We start from the raw sequence: 15,497 nt of genomic DNA, 5'->3' as shown, positions 1-15,497 counted from the left end.
TGACACACTGGTTAAGCATTGACTTATAGTCACATCCTGCACTCAAGGAACTCTTCTATCCGCTGCAAGCACGATCCATCGAAATATTCCCCAAGATGAGACACTAAAACATCTTCACTCTCAAATTCAGCCTTGTAACCCTCAAAATCAGTCAAACTACCGACGTATCCAATTTGTAGTCCTGGCTTAAAAGCGGAACCAAAAACCTTCGGCAAAAATGCATCTGTCGGTATATATCTAACCCCGATAACCAGTAGAGTTTTCGATGACTTAGCAGTCTTCAGCGTCGACTCCCTAATCTCATCCACGAAACGGTTATTAAATGGGTTGCGCTTCTCAGCTTCGTAGGCGCTAATTACCGACAGGACATTTTCATGAAAAACCATAGAGGTTGGATCCACAACATCCGTTTCCATATGAATTTGGGATGTGAGGTCAAGAGTCGTTGCCTGTGGGGTTGCAGGACCGCTTCCGAGAAGCGCGATAAAGTGCGCCGAGCCATGAGGCTTATAGAATGGGACTTTTTCACCTACCTTTGATGAATTAAATCTATCACCTTTTATAGAACAAGACCCCCAGTCCAATACATAGCCATTTCGGCGAAGGGCTATTTCTAGAAGTGACTCATAGTTCAAAGAGACGAAGGAAGCTCGCTGCATATTCTTAGCGCCGATTATTGATATTAGGTCATAATATCGAGATCTTTTGTGCACCTGCTTGAACTGCCTAAAGAAATGGGATACTACGGCTACCGAACCAGTGAATGCCTCAGGGCAATTCTCGATTTTCGAGATCCATTCTTCAAAATCCTCACCGCACTTGACTTTTGTGAAATTCTCTATGGCCGAGAACCTGCTATCTTTTCTCCGCAAGTGCTCGGCTAAGCGGGCTCCTAAAGGAGGTTTGAACTTATCATGTTGGCCAAAGGACGCACCGGCGCCTACAAGTACTAATAAGTCCTTATCAGCCATTAGCGACCCCAACCTCCGAGTGAATAATAGATGCTTAACGCCCGCAATAAGCGGCGCGAGTTTACGAGCGTCCGGCGACCGAAGGGAGCGTACTTGATTGCATGGTTATTGGGCTACCTGCAAGACACGCTACCGCCTAGCTTCGCTTGAGCTCAGAAAAGTACGCCGGAAAGAATGCTGAGTTTCCCGGCCCAAATTATTATCTTAGTGGCACACCACGAAGAACGCTGTGATGTTGCCGGTGCTGTTGTATTTGCCGAAGCCGCCAGGAACGGAACTGCAGGACCGGGGCGCGCTGCCCTTGCTTTGATGCCGGTAGACTTGCTACTGGCAGCGGACTTCATGCTACCAACTTACCTTGAAAATCGCTTTTCAATCAGAGCCCAATAACGCCCCCAAACAGGGGCAGATTTTTGCGTTTTGAGCGCAGCGAAGCAAAAATGTGTCCCACTGCTTTGGTTGGTTAGGCGTCGAAGTTCGAAAGTGCTACGGGACATAGATAAGCCCCACTGTAAATTGTGGCTTTCCGTTCAGTTCATTCATGTAGCCCGTTAAAACTAAATCGCTAGCTCCCTCGCCCTCGGTATATAGGTCAACTAAAACCTCCCAATGTTGTCCCATCCACTGCGCGCATGATGTAGCCCATGTATCTTCCGGCAACTCCACCAAAAGCTCGCCATAGTTTCTAACATATGCTCGGTTTTGGGATGCAATGCTAGGGTCAACTAGCGCCACTCCAGCGACTCCTTGGGAAAGTTCAAAATCATCCTCTGCAAACGCCTTGACTACCTCTCGAAAGATTGGCCGCCAGCTCCCTGCTATAGGATGAGCTGATTCTTCATATTTGACGGCTAGTGGCTCAATACTCATACGTCTTTATCGCCTAACGCCGCGCTAAAATGCGCTGCTTTTCAAGCGTCATTTTTGAGCGCTTTGTTAAAACACCAAGGGCTAATCTTCTTGTATAGAGCTTCGGCGTGCACATGCATTTCTTCGCTCCCCGATATTTCTGCAATTTCACTAAAAGTTAAAAATGTAAGCATTGCAGAAAATCGCACTATCTCATCGACTTGCTCGGGATCGTGATGCGGCTGAATTGTAACGCCATCATACCTCCGGGTTACTTGAAGCTGACCGCCATGTGCATAACTATTTAGAGCGTTCCAAGCATGGTCCTTGATCCCGGATAAAGTATCCGGCCAGTCCCTAGCCTTCTCTACTGCCTTTACCATTTCACCAAAGGTGAAACGTTCTTTGCTCTCTAACTCAATCTTGTCTTTAGTTACGAAAGTATTGAACTCCTTATCAGTCGCGCAGTGTAGTATCCATGCGGCGCGAACGAAAGTCTCAAACAATGATCTCGTCAAAGCGAATGCAGAAGCGTAGTGATGGTTTTCGAGTAAGGTACATATACCCTTAGCGTGTTCGTTGGCGACATCATATAATGCTCCGGCTACCGCGCTACGCTGAGAGTCAGCGCTCGCAAACTCATGGACCTTTGGGTCTATGAATGCGAGCATATTTCTGAAATTAGGCAGTAGACTCATAGTTTTAACATTTGTATATCGCGCATGCGCGCTATTAATCCCAAGATAGTAAATTAAAAACAGAGGATAGATTATTGATTCTCAAATGGTTTTTAACAAATCTGCATTTCTCATTCAGGAGAAATTCGCGCATGCGCAATATCATTCTGGCGCATGCGCGATAATCTTCCAAGCCGAAAACGTAACCAACTGTTTTAATTAGATTTTTTAACTTCTCTCCTCGAAAAACGAGCATAGAAGAAAGACAATACGAGCATTACATTTGCGCATCGGCAAAATATACTGTACATATATACATATATTATGCTCTATTCAAGGAGGACATCCATATGGCGCGAAAAAGCCCCTTTTTGGAAATGGTTCGTGGTGAGATCCGGTTGCGCGGATACAGCCTTAGAACCGAGAAGACCTATTTGTTTTGGATTTACCGCTACATCATATTCCATGGTAAAGAGCATCCCACAAAGATGGGCGCCAATGAAGTCAAAGAGTTTCTTACCTGGCTTGCCGTTAAAAAAGAAGTCGCCGTCAATACGCAGAAAGTTGCATTGAATGCGTTGGTGTTTCTCTACCATAAAGTCCTCAAAGTAGAGCTGGGCGAACTCGATTTCAAGCTGGCAACCAAGCAACGCCACCTGCCCACTACGCTGACAAAGCGTGAAGTAAGCCAGATTTTACGCCAACTGCCTGAGAGGGACCGACTTATCATTTCCCTGCTATACGGCAGTGGGTTAAGAATTACGGAGTGCTTGCGTCTGCGCGTTCAGGATGTCTGCTTCGACCGACTGGCGCTTACCGTGCGCGACGGGAAAGGCAACAAAGATCGGCAAACGTTGCTGAGCCAGTCTGCTGTCCCGGCACTTAAACAACAGATTGAGGTCGCTTTGGCCGTTCAGGAAAGTGACAATGCTCACGGCATCGGCCCCTCTATTCCAGGGGCACTGGGGAAGAAGTACCCTAGCGGCTATCGGATGCCGGCGTGGATGTTTGTTTTTCCATCGTCAGCGCTATGTCAGCACACCTTCACGGGTGTCACCTGCCGCCACCACCTCCATGAAACCGTTATACGGAAATCTTTGCAGCGTGCCGTAAAGGCGGCGGGGGTCACCGGGAAGAAAGTGAACTGCCACACCTTTCGCCATTCATTCGCCACCCACTTGCTACAGAGCGGCTATGACATACGCAGCGTGCAGGAGCTATTGGGCCACAACGATGTGAAGACCACGCAGATTTATACCCATGTGCTGGGGCAGCACTATGCGGGGACGCGTAGTCCGCTCGACACTTTGGTGGATTAATGTGCCACAAGGGCGTTCAGGCACGCTACCGCCCGTAGTGCGACATATTCTCTTGGTAGAAAGTATTTCAGAGAGCATGTGGCAACGGGGCTTATTTGGTTGTTTGGGTAAGGTAGCAGGCGGGGTGGGGATTGCAAGTTTTTAGAAAAGATTGATTGAGGTGGATGACGCCGCTACGCGGCTTATCCACCCTACGGCAAGGTCGGTTTAGGTATTGTCGTCCGGGGAGAGGATTTTGACGACTTGCTCCTGGGCTTTGCGTTCCTCTTGGCTGGTGTTGACGCGGGTTTCGATTTCGCGCACCTGGGGTTGGATGTGCTGTTCCTGTTTGAAGCCACAGTCGACGCATTCGCGGTAGTCTTTGCCGTCTTCGTTGTACACGCGAAGGCGGTCCATGGCGGAGCAGCGGGGGCAGACGGCCCCGGCGATAAACCGGGGCGTTTTGCTGAAGGTCATATCAGGCAGCCTCCTCGTCGATGCCGCTGTGGCGCAGCAGTGGCGCAATACTGGGCTCGCGGCCGCGGAAGTTGACGAACAATTCCATTGGCGGGCGGCTGCCGCCCTGCTGGAGGATTTCTTTCAGGAAGCTCTCGCCGGTGTCCCGATTGAAGATGCCTTCTTCCTCGAACCGCGAGAAGGCATCGGCGGAGAGCACTTCGGCCCATTTGTAGCTGTAATAGCCCGCCGCGTAGCCGCCAGCAAAAATGTGGCTGAAGCTGTTCTGGAACTTGTTGAATGCCGGCGGCTTGATGACCGCCACCTGGTCGCGCACTTCGTCCAGCAATTGCTGGGGAGATTTGGGGTTCGCCGGGTCGTATTCCGCGTGCAGGCGGAAGTCAAACAGGGAGAACTCCAGTTGCCGCACCATCTGCATGCCGGACTGGAAGTTCTTCGCCGCCAGCAGTTTGTCCAGCAGGTCCTTGGGCAGCGGTTCACCGGTTTTGTAGTGGCCGGAAATCAGCGGTACCACATCCGGCTCCCAGCACCAGTTTTCCAGGAATTGGCTGGGCAGCTCCACCGCATCCCAGGCCACACCGTTAATGCCACTGACGGCGGCCACGTCAATTTGCGTGAGCATGTGGTGCAGGCCGTGCCCGAATTCGTGGAACAGGGTGGTCACTTCGTCATGAGTGAGCAGTGAAGGTGTCTCGCCCACGGGCGGGGTGAAGTTGCAGGTCAGGAACGCCACCGGCCGCTGCACACCGCGGTCGGTCTGGCGACGTACCCGGCAATCCGCCATCCAGGCACCACCGCGCTTGTTTTCCCGGGCGAAGATGTCGAAGTAGAAGCCGGCGATGTGTTCGCCGTCTTTATAGATCTGATAAAAACGCACGTCGGGGTGCCAGCTATCAAAGCTCGCCACCGGCACAATGTCGATGTCGTACAGACGTTTGACCACCTCGAACAGGCCGCTGATCACCCGCTCGGCCGGGAAGTAGGGGCGCAGGTCTTCCTGGGACAGGGCGTAGTCCGCCTGGCGGAGTTTTTCGCTGTAGTAGGCCAGGTCCCAGGCTTGCAGGTCGGTGCAGCCTTCTTTTTCCGCAAAGCGCTTCAGTTGCTGAATATCCTGCTCCGCCAGGGGTCTGGACTTCTCTGCCAGTTCGGTCAGGAAGCTGATCACCTGCTCGGTGCTGTCCGCCATTTTGGTGGCCAGGGAGCGTTCGGCATAGTTGTTAAAACCCAATAACTGAGCCAGCTCGTGGCGCAGGGCCAGGGTTTCGTCGATGATCGCCGTGTTGTCCCACTGGGCGGCACTGCTGCCATCGGCCTTCTGGCCTTCAGCGGAGGCACGAGTGACAAACGCGGTGTAGGTTTCCCGACGCAGGGCCCGGTCCTCGGCGTAGGTCATCACCGCCAGGAAGGAGGGAATGTCCAGGGTGGTGACATAGCCCTCCAGGTTTTTCTGCTTGGCGGCCTGAGCGGCCTGTTCCAGGGCGGAGTCGGGCAAGCCGGCCAGATCCTGCGGGTCGGTAAAGTGTTTGTACCAGGCCTGGGTGGCGTCGAGCACGTTGTTGGCGAACTGGGTGGACAACTCACTCAGGCGTTTTTTGATCTGGCCATAGCGTTTTTTGGCCTCGCCCTCCAGGGCTACACCCCCAAGACGGAAGTCCCGCAGGGCGTTATCGATGGACTGGCGCTGAGCCTGGTTCAGTTCGTCGTACTCCGGGCTGTCGGCAATCGCCTGAAAGGCCTCGTACAGGCGCCTGTCCTGGCTCACTTCGGTGTTGTACTCGGTCAGCAGCGCCACGCTGGCGTTGTAGGCTTCACGCAGAGCCTCGCTGTTGACCACGGCGTTCAGGTGGCTCACTGGGGACCAGGCCTGCTCAAGACGGTCCTCTTCGGCCTCCAGCGGAGCGACAAAGTTGCCCCACGTCGGCTGGCTCAGCCCGGCCAGCAGCCGTTCGCGGTGCGCGCGATTCTCTTCAATCAGTTGACGAATGGCGGGCTCCACATGCTCCGGCTTGATGGCTGAAAACGGGGGCAGTTCGTGGGTTTCCAGCAGGGGGTTGGCCATAACGTTATCGCTCCAAAACTCTGTGTGCGTGACTCAAAAAACGGGGTTCATCGCGCTGAACATTCGCGCTCGGCGGCCCGGAACGCTACCATGATACATCGTTACGCGGCGGCGGGTAGACGCCCGCTCCAGCCGAGGCTCCGTGTCTGATGTACTGTATGAGGTAACCCATGACCGCTTCTGCTTCCTCTTCACCCGCCCTGCGCCGCTATCAAGGCGTCGCTCCGACCTTGGGCGAGCGCGTCTACGTTGACCCGGCCGCCGTGGTGATCGGCGACGTGACACTGGGCAGTGATACGTCCGTCTGGCCCTGTGCGGTCATTCGCGGCGATATGCACCGTATACGTATAGGCGAACGGGCCAGTATTCAAGACAACAGTTGCCTGCACATCACCCACGCCGGCCCTTTCAATCCAGACGGTTACCCGCTCACCATCGGCGATGACGTCACCGTGGGCCACTCGGTCACCCTGCACGGCTGCACCCTGGGCAACCGCATTCTGGTGGGCATCGGCTCCACCATTCTGGACGGCGCCGTGGTGGAAGACGAGGTGGTGATCGGCGCCGGGACCCTGGTGCCCCCCGGCAAACGCCTGGAGAGTGGTTACCTTTATATGGGGGCGCCCTGTAAGCCCGTTCGTCCCCTGAAAGAAACCGAACGTCAATTTTTCCGGTACTCAGCCGATAACTACGTCACACTGAAAAATGTGTATTTAGACGAAACCGTCTAATGTTGTACTGTGTGATTGAGTGAGAGTTACAGGGGGGCCCCATCGCACCGGCGGACACCTAGTCACCCGCGATGAACGGATGCGCTCACGTCACACCTGCAGGACTGACCCGCGATGACATCCAACCCGACCAACGCCGGAGGGGCCGCGCTGGGCGGCTTCCAGCCATGGATCGACCCCTGGTTAATGGCTCTGATGGCTGCAATTGCCATCGGATTGCTGATTCACAATCACTGGTTGAAAGCCCGCCTGAGGCGCCAGGTAGAGCAGCTCCAGGAAAGCGAGCAGCGCCTGCGGTTACTGACCGACAACATGACGGATTTTGTCTGGGTGGTAGACGCCCAGAGCCGCCTGTCCTACGTGAGCCCCTCGGTCACCAAACTGCTGGGCTATACACCGGACGAGATGATGGGCCAGACCATGACCTACGCTCTGGAGCCGGAATCCGCCGAGTTTACCCTGCAATTGCAGCAAAAACTGGTAGCCGCCGCCAAACGCGGTGAACACCGAAACTACGTCGACACCGTCGCCGAGCTGGCCCAGCGCCACAAACGGGGGCACCGGATATGGACCGAAGTGGCCATCCGGGTCTTCTTTACACCCGAAGGGGACTTTGCGGGGGCTCAGGGCTCCGGGCGCAATATCAACGAGCGGAAAAAAGCCGAGCAGACCGTCTGGGAAATGGCCTTCTACGACCCGCTCACCGACCTGCCCAACCGCCGCCTGATGAACGACCGCCTCACCCAGGCACTGGCGAATGCCAGCCGTCAACGGGAGCAATGCGCGGTTTTCTTCCTCGACTTGGACAATTTCAAACAGATCAACGACACTGAAGGTCACGATGGCGGCGACCAGCTATTGGTGGCGGTGGCGGATCGCCTGCGGGAGCACCTGCGCGACAGCGATACCATTGCCCGCTACGGGGGCGATGAATTCGTGGTGGTGTCCCAGTTTCTGGGCCGGGAACCGGCAATCGCCCGAGCCAGCACGGCGGCACTGGGTGAAAAAATTCTCGCCCTGTTCCGCACCCCCTTTGAAATCAATGGCCGCGCCTACACCGTCTACACCAGCGTAGGCGCGGCCCTGTCCAGACAGGGCGAGCACCCGGTGAGCGAACTGCTCCGGGAGGCCGACCTGGCCATGTACCAGGCCAAAACCCAGGGACATAACCAGTTGGTCATCGCCGACTGAAACCCTATCCACCACAGGAGAGCGCCATGCAAGAGGTCTATTTACCGGAAAACAACATCGAGGCGCATCTGGTTCAGGGGCTGCTCGAATCCGAGGGCATTGAGTGCGAAATCCGTGGTGAATATTTACCCGGAGCCGCCGGTGAGCTGCCCGCGGCCAGCACCGTATCCCTGTGGGTGCACGAAGCACAGTTTGAACAGGCCAAGCAGGTGTTGGCACGGTACGAGGCGGGGGAATTTGCAGCAGAATGATGGAAGCGGCATTTACAGCATTTGCGAACTTCATGTGGGGCATGCCCCTGGTAATACTGTTGGTCGGGGGCGGCGTTTTCTTCGTCGCCTACTCCCGTGGCCTCCCCTACCGGCACTTTAAACACGCCCTGCAAATCCTCAGTGGCCGCTACGACCACCACGACGATGAAGGCGACATCCCCCACGCCCAGGCACTGAGCACCGCCCTCTCCGGCACCCTGGGCCTCGGCAACATTGCCGGCGTCGCCCTGGCCCTCACCATGGGCGGCCCCGGCGCCATCTTCTGGATGTGGGTCACCGCCGTCATCGGCGTGGCCACCAAATTTTACACCTGCTCCCTCGCCGTCATGTTTCGCGGTAAAGACAGCCGCGGGCAGCTCCAGGGCGGCCCCATGTACGTCGTTCGCGAAGGCTTGGGCAAACGCTGGTGGCCGCTCGCCGCGCTGTTCGCCGTCGCCGGGTTGATGGGCACCATGCCCGCCTTCCAGGTCAACCAACTGGTGCAGATCCTGCGCGATGTGGTGGCCATTCCTGCCGGGCTCGCCAGTGAAAACAGCCACTTTACCTTCGATCTCACCCTGGGGCTTATCATCGCCGCCCTGGTTCTGTTGGTCATCACCGGGCATGTTCAACGCGTGGGAAAAGTCACCCTGAGAATGGTGCCCGTCATGGTCCTGCTTTACCTGGGCATGACCCTGTTGTTGCTGACGCAATACCTGGGTGAAATTCCCGCCGCACTGCACCTGATCGTCACCGACGCCTTCAGCGGTGAGGCCGCCGCCGGTGGCGCCATCGGTACCGTCATTCTGATGGGCGTGCGCCGGGGCGCCTTCTCCAACGAAGCGGGGATCGGCACCGAGTCCATGGCCCACGGCGCCGCCAAAACCAGGGAACCCATTCGCGAGGGCCTGGTGGCGATGATGGGCCCGGTGATCGACACCCTGCTGGTGTGCACCTGCACGGCGCTGGCCATACTGGTGACCGGGACCTGGGAAGTGGACGGCAGTATTGACGGTGTGACACTCACCGCCGAGGCCTTTGAGACCGCCTTTCCCGGCGTCGGCGCCTACCTGCTGGTACTGGTGGTCACCCTGCTGTCATTGAGCACGGTGTTCACCTTCTGGTATTACGGCAGCAAATGTCTGGGCTTTCTGATCGGCGCCCAACATCAACATCATTACATCTGGATTTACGCCACCCTGGTGGTGCTCGGCAGCGTGGTCAGCCTGCGCGCGGTGATCGGGCTGATCGACGGGCTCTATGCCACCATGGCCATCCCCACCATGGTATCCGCCTTGCTGCTCGCCCCCCGAGTGAACCGGGCCGCCCGGGATTACTTCGCCCGGCATCGCAACGGCGACCATGCGCCGGCTTCTACAAATTCATAACGGTTTTTTACGCAACAATACACCCTGGGCGACGTCTAACCGACGTAGTATGGCGTAATCACTGCTGTGGGATTGGGGAGGTCTGTATGACACATCGGCGCGTTATCTCATTCCGTTTCTGGTCGAAGGCTGCACTGCTGGCCGTCGCGACATTCTGGCTGGGCGCCTGCGCCCAACACTCGCCCCTGCCGCTGGCAGACGACTCATTGCGCTCGGCTCAACCCGGCAATTTTGATCATGTGTTTCTCCCCCCCGGCGAGCGCCTGCCCCGGATAACAACCATCTACATTGAACCGAGCGAAGTCGCGCTGAGCGACTATTGGCTGCGCGACCGACGTGGAGACTACACTCAACGGGACCTGGATCGCATCTACGAAGATTACGGTCGCTTTCTGGACGAAGCGCTGCGCGAAGGGCTGAGTGAGCAGACCGGTGTCACCATCACGACCAACCGGGAAGAGGCCGACGTGATTTTCCGCCCGACCCTGCGCAACCTGAACATCTACGCCCCGGATCTCAGTGAACCCGCCATCACCCGGTATTACACGCGGGAAGCCGGCAACGCCACGTTTGATCTGGTGCTGGTGGACCCCAATGGTAAGGTGCTGGCCCAGTTCATCGACCACCGGGAAACCCAGAACCTGGCCGGACAAGCCATGGAATGGACCAACCGGGTCACCAATTACCGCCACTTCAGTCGCCTGATGGACCGCTGGACCCGCAATCTGGCCGTTTACCTGCTGATCGCCGGGGCCGTGCCCGAGCCCGCCGACTGACCGTCTTCGGTTCACCTGAGCGACGGTTTCTGGCTATAATGCGCCCTCGCGATCAGCCGGGTCTGCCCGGTGATCGCCCCAAATAGTCCAAAGAGGCACTGCCTCTCACAACGAGGATGAAGCACCGTGAGTCTAGTGAAGAAACGCATCGGCCTGTTGTTGGCTGTCAGTCTGGGTCTGCTCTCCGCTCTGGCGGTGGCTCAGTCCAATAACGTGACCAAACAAATCGAAAGCCGCCTGGCCCCGGTGGGTAAGGTGTGTATGGCCGGTGACGACTGCGCGGCAGCGCCCGTGGCCAGTGCCAGCAGTGGCGAACCGCGCTCCGGTGAAGAAATTTACGGCTCGGCCTGCGCCACCTGCCATGACGCCGGCGTGTCCGGTGCGCCAGTGCTGGGCTCTGCCGATGATTGGGCCAGCCGCATTGAGAAGGGCTCCGAAACACTGTACGACCACGCCATCAACGGTTTCAATGCCATGCCGGCCATGGGCTTGTGCAGCGATTGCTCTGACGAAGAGATTCAGGCGACCGTCGATTACATGGTTGAAGAAAGCAGTTAAGTCGACTCGGGTAGCGGTGGATGACGGGGCTTTGCCCCTTATCCACCCTACGGAAGTCACACTCCGCTCGGCCCGCAAGGTGTGGATCGGTCCGACGCATTGGAGCGAAGCGTCATTCACCAAAGCCTCGGCACCACACCCTCAATCAAACATCCCCAACAAGCTGCTCAGCGTCTCTTCGCCCTTGGCGACATTCTTCTCCGGGCTGAGCTCACCGAATCCTTCGCTCTCCACATCCTCCGGCGGTAATTCCTCCAGAAACCGGCTGGGTGTGGTTTCAAAGATTTCCCCGAACTGCTTGCGCTTGTGGGCCAGCGTCATGGTCAGGGTTTTCTGGGCGCGGGTGATGCCGACATAGGTCAGGCGTCGCTCTTCCTCGATATTGCCATCTTCAATACTGTTCCGGTGCGGCAGCAGGTCTTCCTCCAGACCCACCATGAACACGTGCGGAAACTCCAGCCCCTTGGACGCGTGGAGGGTGAGCAGTTGCACCTGGTCGAGTTCGTCCTCTTCTTCCTGGCGCTCGAGCAGGTCCCGCAACACCAGCTTGGCGATGGCTTCCTTGATGGTGGTCTCATCGTCGTCATCGCCCGGCTCCAGGGTTTTGCCCAGAGACTCGACCAGATACTGGACGTTTTCCCAACGCCGCTCGGCGGCCTTGGGGGTACTGGCGTTCTGGTGCAGCCAGGCTTCGTAATCCATGTCTTCGAGCATTTCCCGGATGGCACCGATGGGGTTATCCCCGTGGGAACGCTGATGAATGCCTTCCATCCAGTGCACAAACCGGCGCAACCGCTCCAGCGCCTTGTCGTTGAGCTGACTTTCCAGGCCCAGCTCATTCACTGCGCTGAACAACCCGATGTGGCGCTCGGTGGCGTAGCGCCCGAGGGTTTCCAGGGTGCTGGTGCCGATCTGGCGACGGGGGGTGTTGATCACCCGCAAAAAGGCGTTGTCATCATCCGGATTGACCAGCAGGCGCAAATAGGCCATCACATCCTTGATTTCCGTTTTGGAGAAGAAGGACGAGCCACCGCTGATTTTGTAGGGAATCTGATGTTGCTGCAGTTTGATTTCCAGCAGCCGGGCCTGGTGGTTGCCCCGGTACAGCACCGCGTAGTCGCGGAACTTGCGCTGGTAGCGCAGCCGACTGGTGAGAATTTCGGTGGCCACCCGCTCGGCTTCCGCCTCTTCATTGGCACAGCGGATCACCCGGATCGGATCCCCCATCCCCATTTCACTCCACAGTGCCTTGTCGAATTCGTGGGGGTTGTGGGCAATCAGGTGGTTGGCCACTTTCAGGATGCGGCTGGTGGAGCGGTAGTTCTGTTCCAGCTTGATCACATTCAGGGCCGGGAAGTCCTGCTTGAGCAGGCTCATGTTCTCCGGCCGGGCGCCGCGCCAGGCGTAGATCGACTGGTCGTCGTCCCCTACCACGGTGAGCGAGCCGCGCACACCCACAATCAACTTGACCAGCAGGTACTGGCTGGAGTTGGTGTCCTGGTATTCGTCCACCAGCAAGTAGCGGATCTTGCGCTGCCAGCGGGCGAGGATGTCCGGGTGGTCCTGGAACAGACGCACCGGAATCAGGATCAGGTCGTCGAAATCCACGGCGTTGTAGGCCTTGAGCGCCTGGTTGTAGCGCTCGTAAACCCGGGCGATGGTCTGCTCGCCCGGGCTCTGGGCCATGGCCAATACCTCGGCCGGATCGGTCAGGTCGTTCTTCCAGTTGGAAATCTGATGCTGAACCCGGTTGAGGTGATCGCTGTCCAATTCACCGTCTTTGAGCAACAGCTCCTTGAGCAGGGCCCGGGCATCTTCGGCGTCGAATATCGAAAATCCGGGTTTAAACCCCAGGGCTTTATACTCCCGACGAATGATATTCAGGCCCAAATTATGGAACGTGGAGACGGTCAACCCCTTCGCGGCGCTGCCTTTGACCAGCGAGCTGACCCGCTCCTTCATTTCCCGGGCGGCCTTGTTGGTAAAGGTCAGGGCGGCGATGTGGCGGGCCGGCAGGTCGCACTGCTCGATCAGGTAGGCGATCTTGCGGGTGATCACACTGGTTTTGCCACTGCCCGCCCCGGCCAGTACCAGACAGGGGCCATCAATATAGTGTACGGCTTCTCTCTGACGGGGGTTGAGCTTGGGCACAGTACCTCACCAATTCAGTGCGTGGCATTATCAGGCGTGGCTGACACAGGGGGCCGGCATTGTATCAGGGCCCGACCGGCGCGCAAGCGCCCCCGACGCACCGCCCGACACGAGTGCGCCAGCGGTCATTGGCTCCGCGCGAAAGTGGTTTATTATGGGGTATAGGTGGTGTAAAGTCCTGTATTGGCGCGGATTTCTTCATGCTGTGTGATCCGTCAGGGTTGATAAGTATTGGGTCATAATCAACAAGAACCCGATCGCCTCGCGCGGCCGGGTCGGTGGCGTCAAGGTTGAACGCAATGAATCCCTGCGATGCCCCCAACGATACCAAAGGAACCATGGAATTGGGCAATGGACAGAATCGTAAAGATCCTCTTTATTGACCGCGAGGAGGGCGAGTACCTGTTACTGGCCGACCTGCTGTCAAAGATTCACCACACCGATTATCAGCTGGTCTGGCACGACCGGCTCGATGGCGCTTTGCCCGCCATTTTTGGCGACGATTACGATCTGGTATTACTGGACTATTACTGGGACGGCGACACCGCCCAGGATCTGCTGACCGCCGCCAAAACCCAGGCCTGCACCACGCCGATCGTGGTCATGACCAGCGAGATGGAAACCGAAGTCGATCGCGAAGCCATTCGCGCCGGCGCGGCGGATTACCTGATCAAGGGTCATATTGATACTCAACTCCTGGAGCGCACCTTACGCTACGCCATAGAGCGTAAACGCACCGAACAGCACCTGAGTCGCCTGGCCCACTACGATACCCTCACCGACATTCCCAATCGCATCCTGTTTCGCGACCGGCTCGAGCACGCCATCCGTCTGGCGGACCGGGATCAGGGCCAGTTCGCCCTGATGTTTATTGACCTGAACGGCTTCAAACAGGTCAATGACAGCTTTGGTCACGACACCGGTGACGCCATGATCCGGGTGTGCGCCGATCGCCTCAAGGAGTGCATGCGCCGCAGCGACTCGGTGGCCCGCATGGGGGGCGACGAGTTCACCCTGTTGCTGGAAAATACCGATAATGGCGCCAACATCGCCCATGTGGCGGAAAAAATCATCGAACGTATCGGCGCCCCTTATCACATCGGTGGTTACGAGATGCGTATCGGCTGCAGCATCGGCATCGCGGTCTACCCGGACGCCGGCCGCGACGCCGACAGTCTGCTCAAGAATGCCGACATGGCCATGTACCAGGCCAAACAGCAGGATGACAGCAGCTACCGCTTTTTTACCGAAGCGATGAACAAGGCGGTGCGCCTGCAACTGCGGATGGAGTCCGACCTGCGGGCCGCCCTTCGGTTGAACCAGCTCAGCCTGGAATATCAGCCCCGCATCGACCTCAATACCGGAGCCATCGTCGCCATGGAGGCCCTGCTGCGCTGGCAACACCCGGAGCGCGGTCTGCTGGACGCCAAGGAATTCATCAATGTCGCCGAGGATACCGGCCTGATCAACGACATTGGCTACTGGATCGTGGAGCGCGCCTGCGAGGATCTGCGCCTGCTGCAAAGCGAGTGTCAACTGGATTTGCGAATGGCCGTCAATCTATCGGTACGCCAGTTTCGCGATGAACAACTGGTGCACCGCCTGGCGGGCACGCTGAACCAGATCGACGTTCCGGGCTGTCACCTGGAATTCGAGCTCACCGAAGCCAGCCTGATGGACAACCTCGATCTGGTCAGCCTGTGCATGCGCCCCCTATCGCATCTGGGACTGGAGTTCTCACTGGACCAGTTTGGCAGTGGTAGCTGCTCCTTCCTGCACCTGCAACGCCTGCCCATTCGGGCCGTGAAAATTGACTCCCGGTTTCTGGCCGCGCTCAGTCATAACGAAGAGGATCAGCGACTGGTGCGCGCCATGATCAACCTGGCGCACAATCTGGGCAAAGTGGTCATCGCCGAAAGTGTGGAAACCCAGGCGCAACGCGACTGGCTACAAGCCGCAGGCTGTGACCAGATGCAGGGCTATCTGTTCTGCGCTCCCCAGCCGGTGGACAAGGTGTGCCGCACCGTCAAGCAATGGCACAGCATCGCATAACAATTTCTCACAGTTTGCCACCGACGATCATGCTAGCTTTCCCCCTTTAAGCAACAGCGTCATCGAAG

The 15,497-nt window shown here is 57.2% G+C and carries 14 protein-coding genes; 8 read left to right on the top strand and 6 right to left on the bottom strand.

The genetic code is table 11. From position 1 onward, the window contains the following. Positions 1-29 precede the first annotated feature (29 nt). From OOT55_RS14270 to OOT55_RS14260, 3 genes are all read right to left on the bottom strand, one after another. Positions 30-971 carry a hypothetical protein gene (locus OOT55_RS14270; RefSeq protein ID WP_265366519.1) on the bottom strand — a complete coding sequence of 314 codons (942 nt, stop codon included), beginning with the start codon at positions 969-971 and terminating at the stop codon, positions 30-32. A 486-nt stretch (positions 972-1,457) separates the two neighbouring features. Further along, positions 1,458-1,841 (bottom strand): hypothetical protein, encoded by a 384-nt coding sequence (locus tag OOT55_RS14265; protein WP_265366518.1) that lies wholly within the window; start codon positions 1,839-1,841, stop codon positions 1,458-1,460. 41 nt (positions 1,842-1,882) lie between these two features. Beyond that, positions 1,883-2,518, bottom strand: coding sequence for a DUF6988 family protein (locus OOT55_RS14260; RefSeq protein ID WP_265366517.1), 636 nt, complete (start codon positions 2,516-2,518; stop codon positions 1,883-1,885). Positions 2,519-2,847: 329 nt separating this feature from the next. Here OOT55_RS14260 and OOT55_RS14255 point away from each other — a divergent pair, with 329 nt between their 5' ends. Further along, a complete protein-coding gene (locus tag OOT55_RS14255) occupies positions 2,848-3,816 on the top strand; it encodes an integron integrase (protein WP_265366516.1) in 969 nt (322 codons plus the stop codon). Positions 3,817-4,023: 207 nt separating this feature from the next. Here OOT55_RS14255 and OOT55_RS14250 read toward each other — a convergent pair whose 3' ends face one another. Further along, on the bottom strand, positions 4,024-4,272 hold the full coding sequence (locus tag OOT55_RS14250; protein WP_265366515.1) for a YheV family putative zinc ribbon protein: 249 nt from the start codon (positions 4,270-4,272) through the stop codon (positions 4,024-4,026). 1 nt (position 4,273) lies between these two features. Next, positions 4,274-6,331 carry an oligopeptidase A gene (gene prlC / locus OOT55_RS14245; protein WP_265366514.1) on the bottom strand — a complete coding sequence of 686 codons (2,058 nt, stop codon included), beginning with the start codon at positions 6,329-6,331 and terminating at the stop codon, positions 4,274-4,276. Positions 6,332-6,501: 170 nt separating this feature from the next. Here prlC and OOT55_RS14240 point away from each other — a divergent pair, with 170 nt between their 5' ends. The 6 genes from OOT55_RS14240 to OOT55_RS14215 all read left to right on the top strand — a co-directional run bounded on the left by OOT55_RS14240 (position 6,502) and on the right by OOT55_RS14215 (position 11,226). After that, complete coding sequence (locus tag OOT55_RS14240; RefSeq protein WP_265366513.1) at positions 6,502-7,062, top strand: gamma carbonic anhydrase family protein; 561 nt, start codon at positions 6,502-6,504, stop codon at positions 7,060-7,062. A gap of 114 nt (positions 7,063-7,176) precedes the next feature. Continuing rightward, positions 7,177-8,253, top strand: coding sequence for a sensor domain-containing diguanylate cyclase (locus OOT55_RS14235; protein WP_265366512.1), 1,077 nt, complete (start codon positions 7,177-7,179; stop codon positions 8,251-8,253). 26 nt (positions 8,254-8,279) lie between these two features. Next, positions 8,280-8,504, top strand: a complete 225-nt coding sequence (locus OOT55_RS14230; RefSeq protein WP_265366511.1) for a DUF2007 domain-containing protein — start codon at positions 8,280-8,282, stop codon at positions 8,502-8,504. Next, positions 8,504-9,892 carry an alanine/glycine:cation symporter family protein gene (locus OOT55_RS14225; protein ID WP_416141006.1) on the top strand — a complete coding sequence of 463 codons (1,389 nt, stop codon included), beginning with the start codon at positions 8,504-8,506 and terminating at the stop codon, positions 9,890-9,892. Before OOT55_RS14230 ends, OOT55_RS14225 begins: the two co-directional genes overlap by 1 nt. Positions 9,893-9,978: 86 nt before the next feature. Then, positions 9,979-10,668, top strand: coding sequence for a DUF3313 family protein (locus tag OOT55_RS14220; RefSeq protein WP_265366509.1), 690 nt, complete (start codon positions 9,979-9,981; stop codon positions 10,666-10,668). A gap of 126 nt (positions 10,669-10,794) precedes the next feature. Then, on the top strand, positions 10,795-11,226 hold the full coding sequence (locus OOT55_RS14215; RefSeq protein WP_265366508.1) for a c-type cytochrome: 432 nt from the start codon (positions 10,795-10,797) through the stop codon (positions 11,224-11,226). 141 nt (positions 11,227-11,367) lie between these two features. Here the strand turns inward: OOT55_RS14215 and rep are convergent, their stop codons facing one another. Further along, positions 11,368-13,377 (bottom strand): DNA helicase Rep, encoded by a 2,010-nt coding sequence (rep, locus tag OOT55_RS14210; RefSeq protein WP_265366507.1) that lies wholly within the window; start codon positions 13,375-13,377, stop codon positions 11,368-11,370. A gap of 351 nt (positions 13,378-13,728) precedes the next feature. Between rep and OOT55_RS14205 the strand changes: the two genes are divergently transcribed. Continuing rightward, positions 13,729-15,429: an EAL domain-containing protein gene (locus OOT55_RS14205; RefSeq protein WP_265366506.1), complete on the top strand. Its 1,701-nt coding sequence runs from the start codon at positions 13,729-13,731 to the stop codon at positions 15,427-15,429. Positions 15,430-15,497: the final 68 nt, after the last annotated feature.

This window comes from Marinimicrobium sp. C6131 (assembly GCF_026153455.1).
GTDB lineage: Bacteria > Pseudomonadota > Gammaproteobacteria > Pseudomonadales > Cellvibrionaceae > Marinimicrobium.
Note: the sequence above shows the minus strand (reverse complement) of the source record. Positions and strands in the feature narration are given on the sequence as shown.